17 protein-coding genes and 1 pseudogene are annotated in these 20,452 nt (G+C 51.9%); 7 read left to right on the forward strand and 11 right to left on the reverse strand.

The window, feature by feature from the left end:
• Positions 1-217 precede the first annotated feature (217 nt).
• Positions 218-1,222, reverse strand: coding sequence for an AraC family transcriptional regulator (locus AC1Z24_RS16085; protein ID WP_483741708.1), 1,005 nt, complete (start codon positions 1,220-1,222; stop codon positions 218-220).
• Positions 1,223-1,505: 283 nt separating this feature from the next.
• On the opposite strand from AC1Z24_RS16085, the gene AC1Z24_RS16090 reads away from it, so the two are divergent.
• The gene (locus AC1Z24_RS16090) at positions 1,506-1,670 is read left to right on the forward strand and encodes a DUF7673 family protein (protein ID WP_483746639.1); all 165 of its coding nucleotides are present in this window, start codon (positions 1,506-1,508) and stop codon (positions 1,668-1,670) included.
• Between the two features lie 364 nt (positions 1,671-2,034).
• On the opposite strand, the gene AC1Z24_RS16095 is transcribed toward AC1Z24_RS16090, so the two are convergent.
• On the reverse strand, positions 2,035-3,033 hold the full coding sequence (locus tag AC1Z24_RS16095; protein ID WP_483741709.1) for an AraC family transcriptional regulator: 999 nt from the start codon (positions 3,031-3,033) through the stop codon (positions 2,035-2,037).
• A 1,244-nt stretch (positions 3,034-4,277) separates the two neighbouring features.
• Here AC1Z24_RS16095 and AC1Z24_RS16100 point away from each other — a divergent pair.
• The gene (locus AC1Z24_RS16100) at positions 4,278-4,670 is read left to right on the forward strand and encodes a hypothetical protein (protein ID WP_483741710.1); all 393 of its coding nucleotides are present in this window, start codon (positions 4,278-4,280) and stop codon (positions 4,668-4,670) included.
• 483 nt (positions 4,671-5,153) lie between these two features.
• Here AC1Z24_RS16100 and AC1Z24_RS16105 read toward each other — a convergent pair whose 3' ends face one another.
• On the reverse strand, positions 5,154-6,266 hold the full coding sequence (locus tag AC1Z24_RS16105; RefSeq protein ID WP_483741711.1) for an endonuclease/exonuclease/phosphatase family protein: 1,113 nt from the start codon (positions 6,264-6,266) through the stop codon (positions 5,154-5,156).
• 264 nt (positions 6,267-6,530) lie between these two features.
• Here AC1Z24_RS16105 and AC1Z24_RS16110 point away from each other — a divergent pair, with 264 nt between their 5' ends.
• A complete protein-coding gene (locus AC1Z24_RS16110; RefSeq protein ID WP_483741712.1) occupies positions 6,531-7,334 on the forward strand; it encodes a CHAD domain-containing protein in 804 nt (267 codons plus the stop codon).
• Between the two features lie 35 nt (positions 7,335-7,369).
• Here AC1Z24_RS16110 and AC1Z24_RS16115 read toward each other — a convergent pair whose 3' ends face one another.
• The 7 genes from AC1Z24_RS16115 to AC1Z24_RS16145 form a co-directional block, all read right to left on the reverse strand.
• A complete protein-coding gene (locus AC1Z24_RS16115; RefSeq protein WP_483741713.1) occupies positions 7,370-7,534 on the reverse strand; it encodes a hypothetical protein in 165 nt (54 codons plus the stop codon).
• 512 nt (positions 7,535-8,046) lie between these two features.
• Positions 8,047-9,186 carry a TIGR03364 family FAD-dependent oxidoreductase gene (locus AC1Z24_RS16120; RefSeq protein WP_483741714.1) on the reverse strand — a complete coding sequence of 380 codons (1,140 nt, stop codon included), beginning with the start codon at positions 9,184-9,186 and terminating at the stop codon, positions 8,047-8,049.
• A gap of 15 nt (positions 9,187-9,201) precedes the next feature.
• Entirely contained in the window at positions 9,202-10,212 is a 1,011-nt protein-coding gene (locus AC1Z24_RS16125) for a putative 2-aminoethylphosphonate ABC transporter substrate-binding protein (RefSeq protein WP_483741715.1), read from the reverse strand.
• Between the two features lie 53 nt (positions 10,213-10,265).
• Positions 10,266-11,093: a phosphonoacetaldehyde hydrolase gene (gene phnX, locus AC1Z24_RS16130; protein ID WP_483741716.1), complete on the reverse strand. Its 828-nt coding sequence runs from the start codon at positions 11,091-11,093 to the stop codon at positions 10,266-10,268.
• A 15-nt stretch (positions 11,094-11,108) separates the two neighbouring features.
• On the reverse strand, positions 11,109-12,833 hold the full coding sequence (locus AC1Z24_RS16135; protein ID WP_483741717.1) for a putative 2-aminoethylphosphonate ABC transporter permease subunit: 1,725 nt from the start codon (positions 12,831-12,833) through the stop codon (positions 11,109-11,111).
• Positions 12,833-13,909, reverse strand: coding sequence for a putative 2-aminoethylphosphonate ABC transporter ATP-binding protein (locus tag AC1Z24_RS16140; RefSeq protein ID WP_483741718.1), 1,077 nt, complete (start codon positions 13,907-13,909; stop codon positions 12,833-12,835). The genes AC1Z24_RS16135 and AC1Z24_RS16140 overlap by 1 nt, the downstream gene beginning before the upstream one ends.
• Before the next feature lie 144 nt (positions 13,910-14,053).
• The gene (locus AC1Z24_RS16145) at positions 14,054-14,917 is read right to left on the reverse strand and encodes a LysR family transcriptional regulator (RefSeq protein ID WP_483741719.1); all 864 of its coding nucleotides are present in this window, start codon (positions 14,915-14,917) and stop codon (positions 14,054-14,056) included.
• Between the two features lie 279 nt (positions 14,918-15,196).
• Here AC1Z24_RS16145 and AC1Z24_RS16150 point away from each other — a divergent pair, with 279 nt between their 5' ends.
• The 4 genes and pseudogenes from AC1Z24_RS16150 (at position 15,197) to AC1Z24_RS16165 (ending at position 19,231) form a co-directional block, all read left to right on the forward strand.
• Positions 15,197-15,391, forward strand: coding sequence for an NUDIX domain-containing protein (locus tag AC1Z24_RS16150; RefSeq protein WP_483741720.1), 195 nt, complete (start codon positions 15,197-15,199; stop codon positions 15,389-15,391).
• An 814-nt stretch (positions 15,392-16,205) separates the two neighbouring features.
• Positions 16,206-16,982, forward strand: a complete 777-nt coding sequence (locus tag AC1Z24_RS16155; protein ID WP_483741721.1) for a ParA family protein — start codon at positions 16,206-16,208, stop codon at positions 16,980-16,982.
• A 518-nt stretch (positions 16,983-17,500) separates the two neighbouring features.
• Positions 17,501-18,328, forward strand: a pseudogene (locus AC1Z24_RS16160) (HAMP domain-containing protein); the annotation flags it as partial.
• A gap of 138 nt (positions 18,329-18,466) precedes the next feature.
• Complete coding sequence (locus tag AC1Z24_RS16165) at positions 18,467-19,231, forward strand: methyl-accepting chemotaxis protein (RefSeq protein ID WP_483746640.1); 765 nt, start codon at positions 18,467-18,469, stop codon at positions 19,229-19,231.
• A 305-nt stretch (positions 19,232-19,536) separates the two neighbouring features.
• Here AC1Z24_RS16165 and AC1Z24_RS16170 read toward each other — a convergent pair whose 3' ends face one another.
• Complete coding sequence (locus AC1Z24_RS16170; RefSeq protein WP_483741722.1) at positions 19,537-20,394, reverse strand: LysR family transcriptional regulator; 858 nt, start codon at positions 20,392-20,394, stop codon at positions 19,537-19,539.
• Positions 20,395-20,452: the final 58 nt, after the last annotated feature.

The raw sequence follows: 20,452 nt of genomic DNA on the forward strand, positions 1-20,452 counted from the left end.
GAGGCTCTCGTTAAGTTTCTATTATATGTCAGCCTCATAACAAAGCGTAAGGCTTTCAGATCTTTATAGTCAGGTATGGTTAGTGTGGCTGTGGCATCAAAAAGTTGCAGCCAGCTTCAATTTTATCCTTGTGCACCCACTTCTTTGTATTGAAATAATTTCTTTCCGCAAAAGCGTGGAATTAAAAGTCACCCTTACCCGTAAGTCGTTATCTTCGTCAGGTATCTATCGATTTTCGATGCTGTCCTGGAGGTTGATTAAACCATCTTACACAGGCTTTATGGAAGCTACTGCCGTCGCGAAACCCCAATTGAGCTGTGATTCCGGAAATGCTGAGATCCGAATGACGAAGCAGCTTGTCAGCCATATACGACCGGCATTCGTCCTGCAATTTGGAGAATTGGGCCGACTCGTTAATGAGTTTATTTTGCAAGCTTCTAGGGTTCATTTTTAGACTGTCTGCAATATTATTTAAGGTAAAAGAATCTCCGTTTTCTAGTGCTTTTATAATCAGGTTTTTGGTCTGCAGCGTAATTTTTCCGCCGACTATTTTCGCCATTTCAAGTTCAACGTGCTGTCTATGGATTACCAGCAGTTTAGAGTTGGCTGTCGCTACCGGGATCAACATAACTCGTTTGTCAAATACAAGAGTGTCTGTTGTGCTAGAGAATGTTATGTTCTTACCAAAGAGTGCTATCAATGAACCAGTGTCATCTGGTTTGTCATAGGTGACATGAACAGATAATGGCCAAGGTTTGTCATTAGGCGTTAGCCAATGTAAAAGCGATAAGGTACTTGAGTGTGCGCAATCGATAAATTGACGAGGTGGTCGTGGGGCACCTTTCATGGGAAAGAAAGAAATCCGTACAGTCTCATCTTGCCACTCAATTTTTCCCGCCGCATCGGACATCGTCAACGGTATACAGTCAATAAGAAGCTGAAGCGCATCCCCGAGCGTTTCGCTAGACATTAACGCAAATAGCTGCGGCCCTATAGACGCGGCGCAGAACTCTTTATACCCCAACAACCCGTAGCTCTGATCGCCCGTCCACTCGGCTACTTGAGACAGATAGTTATAGAACGTCACCGTATCCAATTTTTCGTGTTGATCAAGACTGTGTGGGTAGCCAGCACGCTCACCATATTCTATCCTCGTGTTCCGGAGGCACTCCTTGGCGGCTCTTAGGTACGTTTGGGCAAATGATGAGGCAATGATTGGCAAGGTAAAGCACACTCTTGGGTTCATAAAAATAGTATCTCGGATACAGTATAGCAGCACAAGTTTTTTTCGTGTATAGACAAAAAATGAGTGCCTAGGGACACTATACATATTAGTGTGCGGGGTGGGAACATAGCTTTGACTTTGATCGTCGTTGGTGGGGCGAAAGACCCTATATGAATGAGTTAAAAAAATGGGAGTGACTAGTTTAAGCTCACGGGTTTTGGAACCGGAAGGGCCTATTGTCATAAGTAATGATATTGCTGCGGCACTTAAGTGTCTTATCATGTCCTCCTTGTCTACTGAAGAAAGTTCTAAAGTCGCCGCATCCCTTCTAATGTCATGGTACGACCCTGAGACATATGGTGGTTTTAATATGACAGACCTGTGGAAAGTGAACTCTTCTATGAGAGAGGCGGCCATCACAATGTTTGGGTGGGTAGGTAGGTAGGGACAGGATCTCCGTCGAAGAGCTTGATTTAGAACTTATTTTCAAGTCTTTAGGCTATCGCCAGGTGCACCATACAGTCTAAAATGTTTTGTCCTCAAACCTGGCAGACATATTTTGAGCATTTCATAATGTCACTACTCTGCTCATAAACTGCTGTTATCATCATGTCGTGATGGCCTCTGAGGCTGATATTCCCGGCTCTTGTTAATGTCGAGTAAGTTGGATGAGAGCTGTGCAGGTGTTGTCAGTAGGGAACGTGTACTGAGTAGTTTTCCCGAGTCTTCGCCTGTGACTTTGGGGCTCGGCTCCCTATACTTGAGATGGGCAAGAAAGCATTTAAATTAATATATAAGTGAGCATAAACTCATTGTAGTTTATCGTATCTGTAAGTTTTAGGAGGGCACCCGAACCATCGATTGAAAGCTTTGTGGAAACTACTGGATTCGCGAAAATTAAGCTTTTCTGCAATTGAAGATATCGTATCGTTACTTGAAAGTAGCAACTGCTCTGCCAGGTACTTACGACATTCGTCCATGAGAGCGCGGAATCCGGTACCCTCATCTTCAAGCCGATGCTGAAGCGTGCGAGTGCTTAAGTACATTCTACTCGCAACGCTTTCTAGTGATACAGTATTTCCTTCTGTTAAACCCGCACGGATATGATTTTTTACCAAGAAAGTGATGCCGTGTTGATGTTTAGAGAGTTCTTCTTGGCTGTGATTGTAATGATAGAGTCGTAGCGCGGGATTGGCGGTTGCTAACGGTTTCAGCCAATCAGCAAGGGAGTAAGTAATCTTGTTCACGTGATGGGAAAATAATAGATTATGCCCAAATATACTCTCCAGTCTTGTAAGGTCTTCGGGCTCGGGGTAACTAAATGTGGCGGAGGTGGGCATCGGTCTCTCCCAAGGGAGTAACCAATGCGTCAATCCAATCATTGTGGAAAGACAACTATCTATATATTGTCGGGCTACATCAAGGGACTCTAGTTCAAGAAAATTAATGCTGAACGAATCAAGCTCGTCAGAAATTTCGATTGGAGCGCCATCTGATAATAGGGCGGAAAATTTCTGGACGGTTCTGAGGGCTTCACCTAAGGTAGCGCTTGACATAATGGCATAAAGTTGGGAGTTAAGTTGGCCTGGATGAAACAGATCGTATGAGTGCAAACCTATGTCGCTATCACCCGATTCCTCTGTGATCGCGGCAATAAGCCTGGACGCTTCGGCAATATCTAACCTTGAGCCATCTTCTATGAACTTTTCTATGTCTGAGCAACGCTCAAGAAAATGCTCGCTAGGGGTATTTGCGGATCTGGCCAGGCGTAAAATGACCTGAACGCAAGAAGAAGCAAGTGTAGGCATTTTTGATGCTCATCATTTTCGTGGTCGTTGTCATCATGCCAAATTTAATAGGTTATGCCAAGCCTAAGCTGTCGTGATGCCGCTGGCTCAGGCGAGATGTTTTGTATGTCAGGACATAAAATTTTCGCTGGCGGATACTTTAAATATGTCGCTGTCTATGGTTGACTTTTCATTGCTGGATGGCTATAGAGCTGAATGTGACTTTTACGTATGCCTAGACTACTAAAGGAGGTTGTCAAGCTTGACATTTTATTAGCTACCTTCGGTGCATTTAGGTGTTCGTAATGATATTAGTGTCATTTAGTTATTTTGCCATTCAAAAAAAATTAGTTGAGTAATTCTTATGTTTTTAAGGCGATTTTCATTGTGTCGCTTTATTAAAGAAAGGCCAGTCATGAGTTTTTCAAAAAAGCGTAAACTTGCTGGGCCCAGTTCTTTGGTAAAAGAAGCTCAAGAGCTTTTGAGAATTTTATTGCGAACACCGCAGACGCACACTCAGTGGTTGGAACTCCAGCGTAGTATGATCATCGAGCGATATCCTGAAGGGTTGTTGGATAACACAGAGATTGATATATTGCTTAGCGTGATTTTCGAGTGTAGACAAGAATAACCTTTTCGACACGCTAGCTTTAATTTGTGGTCTTATTAGTAGGGTGGGGTAATGGCGTTTTAATTAAAAGGCTTCAATTTTTATTTCAACGCTAATCAGCTTAATAAACTCGCATAATGAGTTTATATTTGGTTTCAGGCTTTAGATTTTTTCTGAAGAATTTACAGGGTTTAAAAAGTGTTGCGTCAGGGTATTTGTTTTGATAGTTGGTTGTGCGAATGCATGTTCCGAGCTTGAGCCAAGTCGAGTATTTGTAGGGTGCCATAATTGCGATAGCAAATACGAGGGTGCTATAGCAAAGAGTTCGATCAAAGGGATACGGTCAACGCTGGCCGTGATTGTGTCTCAAGGCGTAAAAAGGTTTTTCGGACACGTTGCACTTGCGTGAGTTGAGTGGGAGTATTCATCTCGGAAAAAAGTTAAATTGAGCAGGCAAAAGAGATCTCCTTTTTTTGATTAAGATTGCTCCTAGATAAGTAGTAGGTATAGAGGTGTTTGTTCTAAAAGCTCGCTCCGTAGGAGTTTTCTAGTATTGGATGCCTGCCTTGAGCGAATACTTAGGGAGTTGTAAGTAAACGGCCATGACTTTAGTAAAGCACTGACTAGTACATATGAATATTTGGGCGGACGCAAGATGAGTACAGTTAATTTAGAATTCTCCGAATTGGCAGAGCTGCTCAGGGACATGGTTGAGCGCGTTGAGCGACTCACCTTTCGAACAAAGTCTACCAGAGATCTGGTGTTATTTATCGCAAAAAGTACCAGTGAGTTAGAGTTGACTGTAAGTTCGGTGCGCATCTACTTCGAAGTTTCGCTTCTCATGACTAGCGCCTTGCGTCAGTTAACCAATCTCACTAAATTGGTAAACGATAATTTAGACGATTGTCTAGCGCAGGCCGCAATAGTTAGCTTAAATATGGAGTCTACGCTTAAAATATTGCCGGATTCCTTTTCTTCTGACAGGAGCTTTTTTTATATCGTAATAAGAATAAAAAAATCTGTAGCGAAATGCAAGGCGTTAGTGTGATTCTACAAACTGCCTGCCAGCAGCAAGAACGGATGATTGTCACTTTGAAAGATCTAACTGACTCTTCTATTGGCTTATGATTTCTCGGCTTAAAGATATAGTACAAAAGCGGTGCTGGCTCAGCTAGTTGGGTATGCCGATGAAACACCGGTGTAGATGCTGGCGCCCGGCGAGAAGAAAACCTACCGAGCTTATGTCTGAGTTCTCCAGCCGATGCGGATTGCAGCCTGGGCTGCCGGTGCTCCACCAGACAGGCCCACGCTTTCCAAGTGCCACTTTAGCGGCTCGAACGTGTGCTCGGGCGAGCTCTTTCTCCTGGATCACCTGAAGCCTTGGCGGCCTTCACCTGAAGCCTCTGCCGATTTTACTGCTCGTCGCCCAGCCGTCAGGTCTTTGACCAGCTGCTGCCTCTCGGATCCTTCCAATGCAGGATTGGAGCGCCGCAAGTTTTGAACGAGAGCTAATGAATGAGTTCAGATACGTTCAAACATCCAGATCTACCCAGACCGCCGCATGGTCGGAGCCCGCGTTTTCTTTTCTGGTTAGCTCAGGGTAAACCTCCCAGCGAACCGGTCTTGAACCCGGCCACATCCCTTTGCGGAAGATGCCGCCAGCTTTCACCTTTAGAAAGAGCTCTGGCGACAGCAGCAGATAATCAATTTTGTTAGCGGCTGTGCACGACCCGTATGTTCCAGGATAACCACCGTCATCGAAAAGTTCGTGGGTGAACGCATCCTTTAGCGTCGTCTCTGCCAGGAGCGGCTTCAATGCGTCACTGTCAGGCGTGTCGTTGAAGTCACCCACGACAGCTACGTATTGTTCGCCTTGCTCAATCAGCGAGTCGTAAATCTCCTTCACTCGACTGGCCTGTGCGAGTCTTCTTTTCGCAGAGTCGGTGAGGCTGCCATAGCCTTTACTTTTTAGGTGATTGACCAACAGTACCAGTTGTACGCCAGAGGGCATCGCCAGATAAAACTCCGGGCAATCCCTTGAGAAAATCAATGGGCCGGCGTCCTTCCGATCATCCACATGGCTGCGCATGGTGCCGATTGGAAAGCCTGCGCGTGTGGCTAAGCCGACATCAATGCCGCGCTCATCATTGCCGTCGATCAACATCAAATGACTGAACGTATCACCACCCAGTCCGGCGATGATCTCCGTATTGAAGTCCCGTAGTGCGGGTCTGCTTTCGGCTTCCACGACTGCCAACACATCGGCCTTCAGATCGATCATGACCCTGGCGGTGTTTCGCATGGCTTCCTCATCAACAGGCGCTTGTATCAACTCCAGCGAACCAACCCAATCGGATCGACCATTGGCGACAATCGTTATTTCTGCGTTACGAGGCCGTTTGACCAGGCTGCCGCGATTTTGCCGAAGGAGGACAAAGGGCCCTCGGTCTGAGCGGCTGAGTCCCAACTCATCCAGCAAGCGAACCATGGATTGCTTGTCTGACTCTGAATAAGTCTGCTGGCCGAGTAAACCATTGAGCTTTGCGAAACGCTCCAGCGTTGGTTTGCCCTCAGCCCATCCCTCTAGATTCATTGCTTTGGCGCGGTTGAAAAGGTTTTCAACGTTGTAGGTGGCAAGTCTCATTGGCGATCCTCGGGCTTCGGCGCTGCACTGCAGTCATTGCATTGAGGCCAGCTTTGCACCAAGTGGTGACGATGAGATGAATGCGTAACGCCGTAGGCCCTGGGGTTCATAGAAATCGAGTGATCAGTGTCAGCGATGGCGTTAGTACGAACTTTCCACATAAATGAATTCTAAGGTCTGTATCACGACGAAATAAAAGTGAGAAAGGAATTCGCCGGATTTGTTGCTAGTCTGCATTGCACATTTATGACGGGAAGGTGCCGCATGTCCTTTGTGAATAGGTACGTCGCTGAAATTCTGAAATTACAGGTTTCTCTTTATCATGCCCGAGCAAGGCTTGCGTCAGATACTGATCCTGAGGCGCTGCATGATCTGAGGATTTCGGTGCGCTGCATTCGCAGCCTCTTAGCTCCTGTTCGAAATGTCGAGGGGATGGCTCCACTGCGTACTGCAGTTGCGGAGGTAGGCCGCCTGACGACTCCAGTGCGAGATCTGGAGGTGATGATTCACGAACTCACCGAAAGGGGCATGGATGCTGAGGCTAATCGCCGGCGATCCCAGCTCCGTCCAGGCTATGAGGCCGCTCTCGTTTCAAGCGAGATGAAAGCGCTTTTTACTCAGTTGGATGCATGGCCACCTGCCTTGCGCTCGTCTTCATTGGCGAACACGCGCGGCGGATTGGAGAAGCGGATCCGAAGGGCACTCGCCAGGCAGGTAGATCGGCTTCACTTTGCTTTGAACGATCCTGATTTTGACCGCCATGAGCTGCGGATATTGGTCAAGCGCACGCGATATTTGACCGAATCCTTTCCTACAGTTTCTCCGCTCAGCAAGAAAGCTGCTTCCTCTCTGAAGTCGGTGCAGTCGGCTTTGGGATCGTGGCACGACCACCACCAGTGGTGCCTAAAGGCCGATGTTGAGACCGACCTGAAGCCTCTTGCACTTGAATGGAAAGAGGCTTCAATCAAGGCCCTTGATGCAGCGGAGGCCAAATTGCAGGAGCTATCCACGCTCTTGCCGAAGGTGTCTACCAAGCAGCAGGATGCTCGGCAGCTTGTTACCGCTTAGCAAATTCCGGTTGTCAGCGTCGGTGCACTGTAGGTTTACTCGGGTAAGCGGGCAGGTAACTCATGAGGCGCATTGATGCGGCTTCTTAGTTTGTCGACAAAGGCGGCTGCTTCGAATTCGGTGCTGAAAGTGACCGGGTAGCTGTCCAGCATCACCAGCCAATCTGTACCCACTGGTGCTTTCTCGATTGCGATGCTCACGATGCGTTACTCCTTGTCGTTCCAGCCAACACGTGGCTGAAACAATGGGTTGATAGTCTTCCGATCCGCCGGATCGACCACCCATTTAAAAGCATTTTCATGAAAAGAAAATGATGGCTGATCGCCCTCGGATCAGTCGTCTGAATAATAAAAAACGTGAGGAGGTTCCCCATGAGCTGCCTAATTTGCGCAGGCTATGCAGAGACAATTGAGGCGCAGGATTGGGAAGAACGCAGATGTGGTTGCTGTGGACATTACAGAATGTCTAGGCCGCTCATTTTGTGTTTGATGGAGCAGGGTCAGATATTCGATGTAGACAAGATGCGCATCTGGCTCCAACAGCAGCGGTCGGTAGAGCCGGTACCTACTGTTGAACTGCATGAGGCATTGCTGATGCTCTAACCAGTATCGGTGATAAGAACCAACCAGTGACTTACCTGGTTGGCTATGGTGTGTCTACCTGTGTGCCTGCGGCAGGATAAGTTCAGGTCTCTACGCGAATATATTGCTGGTTAGCCTGGCTCACCGAACATAGCTGCCACGGCGCGTTCGCCCAATGCAGGCCCTACGCTCATCCCAACCCCGCTGTGCATCAACGTCGCACTCAAACCTGGAGCAATATCCAACCGTGAAAAAGGGTTAGGCCCCTTTGCCCCGTATACGCCTTGCCAACGTTCCACTATCTGAATTTTGCAGCCCAGAGTGTTCTCGGCAAGCTCCAGCATCCATTGATCCACCTGTTCCGCATTGAACGGTGAAGCATCGGTACCGTAATCATGCGAATCGCCGATGATCAGCTCGCCATAAGGTGTCGGGCTGACCAGTAGGTGGATGCCGTGTTCTTCCAAATGCGGACTGTTACGCTGAATCTCTTCGCGGATAGCGGCGGCTTCCGGTAGATCCGAGAACGCTCCGTAGTGAACGCAGCTGAGGCCGGTGAGCACGGAGTGCTGCAGATTCAAGTTCGATTCAGGTCGAGCGCGGAGCATCTGTAAGCGGCATACCTGAGGTTTTAGCGCAGCCATTGGCTCAGCTAGCAGAGTCAGGTAGTCATGGCCGGAGCAAACCACAATCTGCTGGCCACGAAATGTACCGGCAGTGCTCTGGAGTTTTCCTGGTTCGACACCGTTAACCAGCGTCGAGAAGTGAAGCTCGACACCCAGCTCGCGTTGCAGATAGTTAACCAGTCTCGGTATGGCTTCGCGCGAGTAAAGCTGCTGGTCATCAAAGCCGTGTAGGGCAGCCCGGTGGTGGCTGAATTGGCCGCCATACAGGTCGCCCAGTTGCTGGCCGCGTAACAATTCCACCCGGTAATTGTGCTCCTGCGCGCGTCCTACACAGAACGCTGCCAGCAGATTCTCTTCAGCTTCGGTGCGGGCGAACAGCAATGAACCGTTGCGCTTGAGTTCGAAGCCTGCCAGAGCGCTCCAGTCGGCCCAGATACTGCGGCTCGCTCGTGCCAGGTCGAGCATCACGCCAGGCGGTTGACCGGTCACAAGGGCTTGACCGAAGTTACGCACCGACGCGCCAATTGGGCTAGCCGAGCGCTCGAACACCCGCACCTTCAGACCGCGCCTGGCTGCCGCACAGGCGTGCGAGAGTCCGAGGATGCCCGCACCTACGACCAGCAGATCGCTTTCGTACTGATTCATGGTTCGATGCTCCCCTTACTGCTTGGCCGATTTGCCGTCATAGCGTTTGCGCCATTCAGCCAGAATGTTGTCGCGTTCTTTCGAGGCCCAGGCGAAGTCATTTTTGATTAGGCGCTGCTCATAGTCGGCAGGTAGTTCGGTAGGTGGTTTTGCCAGGCCTTCCTGGGCCAGCACCGCGAAGTTTTCCTTGTACAGATCCATGCCCTCAGCGCTGGCCGAGAAGTCAGCCAAGCGTTTTGCCGCTTCGGGGTGAGAGGTGCCCTTAATCACCGCAGTCGCTTCAATTTCCCAGCCCAAACCTTCTTTTGGCAGGATGATGTCCAGCGGTGCGCCTTGACGTTTCAGCTGTACTGCTGGGTACTCGAATGAAATGCCGATGGGGAACTCACCCGCTGCGGCCATCTTGCAAGGCTTGGAACCCGAGTGAACATACTGACCAATGTTCTGGTGCAGATCGTCCATATATTTCCAGCCTTGGGGTTCACCAAAGGTCTGCAGCCAGGCACTGACATCGAGAAAACCTGTGCCGGATGAGGCCGGGTTAGGCATTACGATCTTGCCGCGATAGACCGGGTTGGTCAGGTCTTGCCAACTGATGGGACGTGGCAAATTCTGCTTTTCGGCTTCAATCGTGTTGAAGCAAATAGTGGCGGCCCAGACATCCATGCCGACCCAAGCCGGTGGATTAGCCGGGTCACGGTACTTGGCGCCAATCTTGGGCAGATCCTTGGGCGAATAGGCTTCAAGCATGCCCTGCTGATCGAGAATTGCCAGGCTCGAAGCTGCCAGCCCCCATACCGCATCGGCTTGCGGGCGAGCTTTTTCAGCGAGCAGTTTTGCGGTGATGATCCCGGTTGAATCCCGCACCCATTTGATTTCGATGTCCGGGTTGGCTTTCTCGAAGGCTTTTTTGTAGGTCTGCAATTGCTCGGCTTCGAGCGCGGTGTACACGGTGAGTTCGGTGGCGGCGCTGGCGTGAAGGCTGAAGCCGGCGAGCACGGCGGCGAGGGCTAGGTGCTTGAGCATGGTCTGATCCTGAATAGTTTCGAGAGGTTTGTCGGTTAGGCAAAAAAGCTAAATCACTGGCTGCCGGGGTTATCGCCACATGCCATGCGTGCGTTGATCTGGTCGATGAGCTCGGGCAAATCAGTGATGGTGTCGATCAGGTAGTGCGGGCGCGCCGGCGCAAACAGGGCATCGATGCGCAGCCTGTGTTCTTCAACCTGAGATGGCGTTAGCGCTTGGTAGGCCGGGTAATCCAGGCCGAGGAAGTTGCCGGAAAAGCGCAAACCTACCGTCCACATCCCGGCACTGCGGCCTTCAAGAATGCCGGGCAAAGTGTCATCAACTTTCACACAGGCGGCGACGTCACTGATGCTCAAGGCAATCACGTTGGCCAGCGCTTGAGCAGGGCCTGGTCGACCGGTGGGCAGCTCGTCAGCCGCCACTACGTGATCTGGTTGGTAGCCGGCCACTGCTGCCAGAGCCACTACGTGATCCATAACCTGCTTGGGGTACCCCGAGGTGGTACCGATTTTCAGTCCGGCTTGACGCATTTGCTCAATGGTAGCCAGCGCGCCGGGAATGAGTGCGCTGTGCTTGCCGACGTTGGCAATCTGCAACGGCATGAACTGCTCGTAGATGGCTGTCACGTCGGCATCAGTCGGTAGTCGGCCAAATCGTTGCTCGTAGCGCGCCGCGATATCCGGCTGATCGCACAGGGTGCGGATATGCTCCCATTTTCCCATACCCATTGGGCCTCGAGCTTCATCAAGGCTCAGCTCGATATCGAAAGTGGCGAACGCTTCAACGAAGATTTTGGTTGGCGCGAAGGAACCAAAATCGACGACGGTGCCAGCCCAGTCAAGGATTGCAGCCTGCAGACGGGTGGGGGATTGATAGTGCATGGTGGTCTCCGGAAATCAGTGGGACGGCGCGGTCTGGCGCCAGGCTTGTGAACGTCGCAGCAACCCGCGAGAAACCCAGGCGAGCAGAAGTGAAACGGCTGCCGAGGTGAACAGGATCAGCGTCGACATTGCGGCTGCACCGCCGACATTGCCCGCGTCGTCCATGTTGAGTACGGCCACTGCAGCAAGGATGCTGTCTGGCGAGTAAAGGAAGATGGCGGCTGAAACTGTGGTCATCGCCGATACGAATAAATAGCGAATGATGTCCAGCAATGCCGGTAAGCAAATTGGCAACGTGACGCGCAGGTAATGCCGATACAGCGGGGCCTTGAGAGAAAGAGCTGCTGCTTCGAATTCGCCGTCCAGCTGGCGCAGGGCGGTGATAGCAGTCATATGTGCGGTGGTCAGGTAATGAGCGACGGTGCAAATCACCAGCAACGCCATGCTCCCGTACAGACTGTGCAACGGGTTTTCAGGCAGGTTGAAGAAAAACACGTAGCCCAAGCCTAGAACGAGTCCCGGCACAGCCATGGGTATAAAGGTGAGCATCCGTAAAGCCAGATTGAGTCCGGCTTGCCCACGGGTTTTCTCCATCAGGTAGGCACCGGTAAAGATCAAGATGCTGCCAAACACCGCGCAGCAGGTCGCCAATACCAGACTGTTCCGGTAAGCCAGCCATCCGCCGCCCGCCGTTTCATTGAACAGGTAATGTTTGAGCGACAACGAAAGGTTGTAGGGCCAGAACTTAACCAGGGAAGAGAATACCGCCATCCCAAGCACCGCCAGCAAGCAGGCGCAGATGAGCATGACAACCACCAGGTAACAGCCATCTCGCCATTTTGAGGGCTCGGGCTGGAAGATCTGCGCGCGACCACTCATGGACGAGCTTTGCCGCCGTCTTAACCACGCGTCGACCCCGAAGCTCAAGAGCGCTGGCACTAAAAGAACCATGCCGATCAGGGCGCCTCGGCCAAACTGTTGCTGGCCGACCACGGCCTTGTAGGCCTCAATGGCCAATACCTGATAATCGCCACCGACGACCACGGGCACACCAAAGTCAGTGATGGTCAGGGTAAATACCAGGCAGAACGCGGCATATACGGCCTGTCGCGTCGCGGGCCAGGTGATGCTGTGAAATGAACGCCAAGGACTGGCCCCCATGCTTGATGCAGCGTCGAACAAACGTGCATCAGTCAAAGAAAGCGCAGAAAGCAGGATCATCAGGGCATGTGGAAAGGTGTAAATCACCTCACCTATCACAATCCCCCAGAACCCGTAGATATTGTCCGTCAGCAGGCTACGCAGCAGCCCCTGGTTGCCAAAAAGATAGATCAGTGCGATGGCAGGCAGCATCGACGGAGCAAGAAGCGGCAGCAGAGATATTCCACGCCACAAGCCCTTGGCAGGAATCAGGGTTCTTTGGAGTGCGTAGGCGAAAAGGTAGGCGAGCGGAACTACGATGAATGCGACGCTGAAGGAAACGCGCAGGCTGTTTCCGAGCAGCCAGTGAAAATTGTCGCTGCTCAGCAGGTCGCGGGCTGCAGCCAGTCCACCACCTTGCCCTGCATCATCGCTGAAACCCCGCCAGAAGATTGCCAGCAATGGCAGCAGTAATGCTATCGCCAGGGAAATAAAAAGCAGCACTTTGCCGCCAATCACAAACAACCGGTCGCCCCATTCGGCGCGAGCGACTCTTCTCATCTGGTTTACGCCATTTATCGGCAGGCTTGACGCGCGCATCAGGCAAAGACCTGAAGGCTGTGTGGAGGCAACGCCACTTTAATATGGGGCGTGCCGAGCGAAGGCAAATGACGTGCGCTGATTTCGGCGGTGAGTGGCTGCCCTGGCAGTTCGTCGAATTCAAAACTCATTCGGCATCGGTTACCGAGGAAGGTCACTTCCCGCATCTGTGCCGCAAAGAGGTTTTCCTCAGAGTGCACGGGATTCACACAGATTGACTCAGGACGGCAGAACAGGAGCCCGCTTGCACGATTCGAGACGGTATCTGCCAAGCGCAACTGCAGTGTGCCTACCTGAGCATGACTGTCGCCATTTGCTTCAAAGCTCAGCCAGTTACCCTGACCCACGAAATTAGCGACGAAGGGTGTCTCAGGGTTTTCATAGATCAATTGCGGGCTGGCGTATTGCTCGATCCGGCCTTCGTTCATCACTGCAATCCGATCAGCCATCAACATGGCTTCTTCCTGATTGTGTGTGACCATCAGGGTGGTAATGCCCAAGCGCTGTTGCAGGGTGCGCAGCTCCGTGCACAGATGCTCCCGCACTTGGGCGTCAAGGGCTGACATGGGTTCGTCCAGCAGCAGTAGCGACGGGGCGGGAGCCAAAGCGCGAGCCAGTGCTACGCGTTGCTGTTGGCCGCCGGAAAGCTGGCCGGGAAACTTTTTCTCGCTCCCGGTGAGCCCCACCAGCTCAAGCATGTCGGCCACCCTTCGGCGCACGATATCCCGCGCGCTGCCTGCCAGGCCGTAGCCGATGTTTTGCTCGACGCTGAGATTGGGGAACAAGGCATACGACTGGAACACGATGCCGTAATCTCTGGCCTGAGGCGCTAGGTTCGATACATCTCTGGAACCCATGTAAATGGCCCCATGGTTCTGCCGCTCCAGGCCTGCAATGCAACGCAGCAGCGTGGTCTTCCCGCACCCAGAAGGGCCAAGCAGGCACACTAACTCGCCAGGCGAGATTTCCAGCGATACGTCATCCAGCGCTTTGAACGCGCCAAAGCTTTTGTGCATGCCAGTAACTTGTACTTGCACGCCCGGACAGGCTTGGTTGGTTGGAGTGTAACGCAGCATGGATGCACCTCATCAATAAGAGCACGAGCCGCACGTGGAACGCGGCGCCTGTGTCGATGAGGTAATGCTAGGGACGGATTACGAAGGCGATGTGGCAATTAACCCAAAGTTCGCGATAGTGCTATTGGAATAGTTGTTATGTGCTTACCGGGCAATACTGTCGCGAGCAACCTCAAGAAAGGCAGCCGGCAGACGTGCCTGCCTTCGATCCTTGAGGCAGTACAAATATTCTGCGATCTGCGGCGCACCTTCGATGGCAATAACCCGCAGATCCGGATTAACCGGTACCTCTTGGCGCGCGATCATGCTGACCCCGATATTGCGCAGCACGGCTTCGCGAATGGATTCACGGCTGCCAATTTCAAGCTGCATGCCGGGGCTGACCTGGTGAGCGCTCAGAAACTCCTCGGTCAGCGTTCTGGTTGTCGATCCGTGCTCACGCATCAACAGACATTGACCGGCCAACGCACTAGGCGGCACACACTCATGCATGGCTAACGGATGCTGCGTGTGGACGGCCAGCACCAGCGGATCAGTGCCGAGCACCAAATGTGTCAGGCGGGGATCGCTTACCAATTGCGACGAAGCCGCAAGATCTACCCGGTATTCCTCAAGTGCTTCAAGCACGTCCTGTGAGTTGCCAATTTCTACCGACACTTCAATCTGTGGAAGCCGCTCGCGAAACGATTTAACCAGGTCAAGGATGTAGTAAGGCGCTGTGGCCCCGATCCTCAAGGCGCCTCGGGCCTCGCCGCAGTTTCGCAAGTGAAACTCGATGTCCGCTTCCTGCTGCAGCAGTATTTTGACCTTGGGCAGTAGTCGCGCACCATCATCGCTGACGGTCAGACGACGTCCTCCCCGATAGAACAGCTCAACTGAATAGCGGCTTTCGAGCTGGCGAATCTGCGTGGTAACAGTTGGCTGGCTTAGACCGAGTTTCTTGGCGGCTTGAGTCACGCTGCCCAAGCGAGCAACGGTGTAGAAAGCCTTGAGCTCTGCACTCAGCATGATTGGGACGGTTCCTTGACCTAAGTCAGCGGGGGATCGATAGGGTTACTTTTTTCATCATAACGCCCAATCGACTGTTTGCGGCTTCCTGGATTGACCTTCGCAAGATTCGCCGCCGACAACTTGTATGAGCCAGAGGTAGCGCGGTTAATCGACGGGCAAGGGAATTTTCAGCATGGGTCGACGGCCATCATATCGACATGTGCATGGCGCACCGCCGTCGAAGAGCATTTGCCGTCTCCGCTTTCCGAATGAATGCACAGGTTGAAGGGATCACTCATGGGCGCAATGGAAGCAGCTACCTCCAAGCACAAGGATCTGAAGATACGTGCGACGGTGATCTGTCGCCACCAGGAAGAAATCCTGTTTGTGCGCAAGCGAAACGCCAAATGGAATCTGCCAGGCGGTCGCGTTGAGAAAGGCGAGACACCCCTGCAGGCGGCAATGCGTGAAATGGCCGAGGAGACGGGCTGACGCTCGATCAGCTGTCTTATGTTTCTGAGTACACAGACGACAGAGCTATTCACTTTCTGTTCGAAGGCCGGCGCGCAGAGAACCAGAAGCCACGCGCTTCGAACGAAATTGATGACTGTCGCTGGTTCAACGCAAAAGACTTGTGCAAGCGAAATGTTCGGGGATCAATTCGCACTCTGCTCAAGCGCTGCGATGCTGGCAACGAGCATGGCGCAATGGCCGGCGGAGCCAATTAGAGCTGAGCAATCGCGATCTGGACATGTCCCCAACCGTCTTGGGTCGAGCCAGCATCACATTGATACATGGCTCAAGTGCCAGCCGCCTTGGGGGGATCTTGATGCCCCCTAAACCTCAGGCACGCTTGAGCGCTGAGTCAGCCAATTGGGCGTGTATCACTTCCACGTACTGAGCTTTCAGCTCCTCCGCCATCGGGCCCAGTCTAGGGTTGCTTTCGAACCTCTTTAGCCGTGCGTCTATCGCCAGGACTACGTGTTCAATAGCCGCATCGATACTCTCCCGCTTGCGGGGATCAAATATGATTTTTTCCAGCTCATGATCTAGAGCTTTGAGTACGGGCTCAGCTTCCCGCATCTGAATCCGAATTGCGTCTAGTGCCTGCAAAGCGTCTGACCTCCTGTCTGTGATTCCCAATTCTCTCACATCCAAATGCTCGAATTATGAATTCTGCAGTCAGGTGTCCTTGGCGGGGATGCGGAGTGTGTAAGCTAGCTGAAATATAAGATTCATCAAGGCAACGATTCGATCAAAATGACATATTGATAGACTGGAGTCTTTTCCTGCCGGAAGGGCTCAAATGCGTCGCGTTGTTTTCAATCAGAAAGGTGGTGTGGGTAAGTCGAGCATCGTGTGCAACCTGGCCGCTGCAAGCGCCTTAGAAGGCTACCGAACTCTTGTGGTCGATCTGGATTCCCAGGCGAATTCCACTCAATACCTGACAGGATTAACGGGCGACGACGTACCGGTAGGCATCGCTGACTTCTTCAAGCAAACGCTGTCTTCAGGGCCAGCGGCCAAGAAAAATCGCGTTCACATCTTTGAAACCATTTACGACAATTTGCACATCGTTACGTCCAGCAGTGAGCTAGCCGACCTACAGCCAAAGCTCGAATCAAAATTTAAGATCAACAAACTGCGTCGGCTGCTGGAAGAACTCGCACAGGACTACGACCGGATTTACATCGATACGCCTCCCGCGCTGAATTTCTATACGTTCAGTGCTCTGATTGCGTCCGATGCGGTGCTCATCCCATTTGACTGCGATACGTTCGCCCGCCAGGCGCTTTATCAAGTGTTGGCCCAGGTTGAAGAGCTTAAGGCTGACCATAATGAATCATTGGTCGTTGAAGGCATTGTCATCAATCAATATTCCAACACTGCAGGCCTGCATCGAGTCATGGTCGAAGAGCTACTGGCGGAAGGTCTTCCAGTGCTCCCTGTCTACCTTGGTAGCTCAGTCAAGATGCGTGAGTCTCACGAGCAATGCCGACCCTTGGTTCACCTTGACCGTCGCCACAAGCTGACGGGACAGTTCGTTGACCTATTGCATGTTTTGGAAGAGGCGCAATACTGATTGGTAGGGACGACTTTAGTTTGCGTCCTGCAGTCCAGTATGCGAGAGAAGTTAGAAAAATCTATTATCTCTAAGACTTGTATGGCAGCACGTAGGGCGGCTTCGATTCCCCGTTAACTATCTTTAAAAGACGGACAGTCATGGCTTTGGGCTGAACGATTTCAGAGCCATCCATGCTCTGCGAAGGATAGTAAAAGTGAAATAATAATATGTTAATGGCTGCCGACTTTATTGCGGAGCACAACGAAAATATAGTATTCACAATAGGGTTAGGCAAGTAATGGCGAAAAGCCTCTTTTTATTACTTGGGTTTACCTACCTATGGCTGATACAGTTCCGAAGTCCAAAAAAACGACCAAGCGAATTCAGACGCCATGAAAATAAACCTCCGCTTCAGTCACAAAATTCTTGCGGTTGCGTCATTGATTGTGATGCTAGCCTTCTCACTATTCACCCTTTATAACGACTACCTTCAACGCAATGCGACCCGCACCAATTTGGAGAATTACTTAGCCGAGATGGGCAGTTCCACCTCTACGAATATTCGTAACCTGTTAGAGGGGCGGATCAACATGGTGGAAAACCTTGCACAAAACATCGCTCAAGATCCTGCCAAGGCTGAGATCCTGATGGGGCAGAAAGCTCTCATCTCGAATTTTCTTACGGTCTACCTGGGCAAAGTCGACGGCGCGTTCAGTGTTCGCCCGGACTCCAAGATGCCCGATGGATATGATCCACGTGTTCGTCCCTGGTACAAAACAGGCATGAGCGCCAATGGCGCCACTATCACTGAACCTTACATCGACGTGACCACCAATAAGCTGGTCATCGGGATACTCAGCAAGGTTTCCAACGACGTCGGTGTCGTCGGTGGAGATCTGTCACTGGAAGGTTTGGTCGACATCATCAACTCACTGAATTTCGGCGGGATGGGCTACGCGTTCCTTGTGAATGACCAAGGCAAGATTCTGGTACATCCAGACAAGAACCTGGTGATGAAGTCGCTGGCCGACCTGTACCCACAAAACACACCGAGCCTGACGAAAGACCTTAGTGAGGTTGAGTCTAACGGCCAGACCAGAATCCTAAGCTTCGCTCCAGTAAAAGGCCTGCCTTCTGCCAACTGGTACATCGGGCTGTCCATCGACAAGGACAAGGCTTATGCGGCACTGAGCAAGTTCCGCTCATCAGCGGTCATCGCAACACTCGTGGCTATGGCGATTATTATCACCCTCCTCGGACTGTTGATCCGTGTAATGCTGCGACCACTGCAAACCATGATCCGAGCAATGGAAAATATTGCAGAAGGTGAAGGTGATCTGACTAAGCGACTCACTATCCATAACCAGGACGAGTTTGGCGCTCTGGGCAATGCCTTCAACCGTTTCGTCGAACGTATCCACGCTTCGATTCGCGAAGTTTCCTCGGCGACCCAGCAGGTCAATGAAGTTGCACTGCGCGTGGTAGCCGCATCGAATTCATCGATGCTGAACTCTGACCAGCAGACCTCACGCACCAGTAGCGTCGCAGCAGCTATCAATGAACTGGGGGCCGCCGCTCAGGAAATCGCCCAGAACGCTGCACTCGCATCCCAGCATTCAACTGAGGCGCGCGCGTTGGCAGAAGACGGTCAGCAGGTGGTAGACAAGACAATTGTGGCCATGCAGCAGCTATCGTCGAAAATCAGTGACTCGTGCGGCAATATCGAAACGCTCAACGCTAACACGGTCAACATCGGGCAGATTCTGGAAGTGATCACCAGTATCTCCCAGCAGACCAACTTACTGGCACTAAACGCCGCCATCGAAGCAGCCCGCGCCGGCGAGGCGGGACGTGGTTTCGCCGTCGTAGCCGATGAAGTACGCAACCTTGCCCACCGCACGCAGGATTCGGCGCAGCAAGTGAAGAAAATGATTGAGGAGCTGCAGGTGGGGGCTCGCGAGGCGGTCAGCACAATGACCGAAAGCCAGCACCAGAGCGAAGGCAGCGTTGGCATTGCCAACCAGGCGGGAGCACGCTTAAGCAGCGTAACGCAGCGAATCAGTGAGATTGATGGAATGAACCAGTCCGTGGCGACAGCCACTGAGGAACAAACCTCTGTGGTGGAGTCGATCAACGTAGACATTACAGAGATCAACACCCTGAATCAGGAAGGTGTTGAAAACCTACAATCCACTCTGCGGGCATGCACCGACCTAGAGCAGCAAGCTGCTCGGCTGAAACAGCTTGTAGGAACTTTCCGTATTTAAGCACCTGCTATAGATCGTTCTCAGCTCCGTCTCGCGGACTGAATGAAGGGGTTGGAAAGCGAGACCGAGTGGCGCCTTATCTGGCCTTTCTCCAGATGGAACTTGCTAACTTCCGTCTGCAGGCTTGTGGCTGCGGACTCCATGACCATCCGGACACCGATTCCACGGCCATCCGGACACTTTCAGGCAGGCAGCAACGCAGGACTGTTCACTACCGGCGACCTCTTTATCGAAGCGAAGAGGTCGTCGTGGAGCGTTTATCCATGCGTAAAATCCGAGAGGTACTAAGCCTACTCCCGTAGCAATCAGAGGCCTACATCCTTCACCGTTTCGGTAAGAAAGTCCATCACAGCTCTGATAGGCACTGAGCGTTTCAAATCGTGGTGAACCACTAACCAGACGTCTCTTGAAAAGAGGGCTCCGTCATATTCAATGCGCTTCAATCCTGGTTGAGCATCGCCGAGAAATCTCGGTAATCCAGCGATCCCAGCACCAGAGCATGCAGCCACCAATTGACTACTAACATCGCTTAGCTCACATCCAATTCGACGCTCGCCAGCAATCTGCATTAGCCACTGCTGTTGCGGCAGATCCACAAATTGTGCGTCGTACGCGATGAATGCCCACCTTTCTGGATTATCAAAGAATGTGTAGCTGGGGCTGGCATACAAGGCATATGGAATGTGGCCAATCTTGCGCACAACATTATTGGGTTCTTCTGGGCGGGTCAGGCGTAATGCCACGTCAGCTTCGCGTCGGCTCAACGATACCTGCTGAGGCTGTGCAGACATCGAAAGTGTGATTTCTGGATATTTGGCCCGGAATTCAGACAAGCGATGTGCGAGCAAATGGGTCACCAATACAGGGGGCGCACTTACCGTGACCTTCCCGCTCAGGGGAGTCTTTTCGGCTCGTACCATTCGTTCGATGCCGAAGGCGGATGCCTCCATAGCAGTGGCCAAGTCGAAGACCTGGGCCCCCGAAGCCGTAAGGGTGCAAGATCGTGGCAATCTTTCTACAAGCTTCGTCTGCAACTCATTTTCCAGCGCAGCTATTCGACGGCTGACTGTCGCATGGTCAACCGCAAGGGCACGAGCCGCACCCGACAAGGTGCCTGCGCGACCTAGCGCTATAAAGTGGCGAAGGCTTTCCCAATCAAACATCTGTGCAAATTCTCTAGGTGGGCCTGCATTTCTGAGAGTTTACACCCAGACTTCAGCC

It is taken from the genome of Pseudomonas sp. JL23 (genome assembly GCF_056933585.1).

Coding starts and splice junctions, on each gene's coding strand:
- AC1Z24_RS16090 (WP_483746639.1), top strand. CDS start 1,506: ATGTCCTCCTTGTCTACTGAAGAAAGTTCTAAAGTCGCCGCATCCCTT.
- AC1Z24_RS16095 (WP_483741709.1), bottom strand. CDS start 3,033: ATGCCTACACTTGCTTCTTCTTGCGTTCAGGTCATTTTACGCCTGGCC.
- AC1Z24_RS16100 (WP_483741710.1), top strand. CDS start 4,278: ATGAGTACAGTTAATTTAGAATTCTCCGAATTGGCAGAGCTGCTCAGG.
- AC1Z24_RS16105 (WP_483741711.1), bottom strand. CDS start 6,266: ATGAGACTTGCCACCTACAACGTTGAAAACCTTTTCAACCGCGCCAAA.
- AC1Z24_RS16110 (WP_483741712.1), top strand. CDS start 6,531: ATGTCCTTTGTGAATAGGTACGTCGCTGAAATTCTGAAATTACAGGTT.
- AC1Z24_RS16120 (WP_483741714.1), bottom strand. CDS start 9,186: ATGAATCAGTACGAAAGCGATCTGCTGGTCGTAGGTGCGGGCATCCTC.
- AC1Z24_RS16125 (WP_483741715.1), bottom strand. CDS start 10,212: ATGCTCAAGCACCTAGCCCTCGCCGCCGTGCTCGCCGGCTTCAGCCTT.
- phnX (WP_483741716.1), bottom strand. CDS start 11,093: ATGCACTATCAATCCCCCACCCGTCTGCAGGCTGCAATCCTTGACTGG.
- AC1Z24_RS16135 (WP_483741717.1), bottom strand. CDS start 12,833: ATGCGCGCGTCAAGCCTGCCGATAAATGGCGTAAACCAGATGAGAAGA.
- AC1Z24_RS16140 (WP_483741718.1), bottom strand. CDS start 13,909: ATGCTGCGTTACACTCCAACCAACCAAGCCTGTCCGGGCGTGCAAGTA.
- AC1Z24_RS16145 (WP_483741719.1), bottom strand. CDS start 14,917: ATGCTGAGTGCAGAGCTCAAGGCTTTCTACACCGTTGCTCGCTTGGGC.
- AC1Z24_RS16150 (WP_483741720.1), top strand. CDS start 15,197: ATGGGCGCAATGGAAGCAGCTACCTCCAAGCACAAGGATCTGAAGATA.
- AC1Z24_RS16155 (WP_483741721.1), top strand. CDS start 16,206: ATGCGTCGCGTTGTTTTCAATCAGAAAGGTGGTGTGGGTAAGTCGAGC.
- AC1Z24_RS16165 (WP_483746640.1), top strand. CDS start 18,467: ATGCTGAACTCTGACCAGCAGACCTCACGCACCAGTAGCGTCGCAGCA.
- AC1Z24_RS16170 (WP_483741722.1), bottom strand. CDS start 20,394: ATGTTTGATTGGGAAAGCCTTCGCCACTTTATAGCGCTAGGTCGCGCA.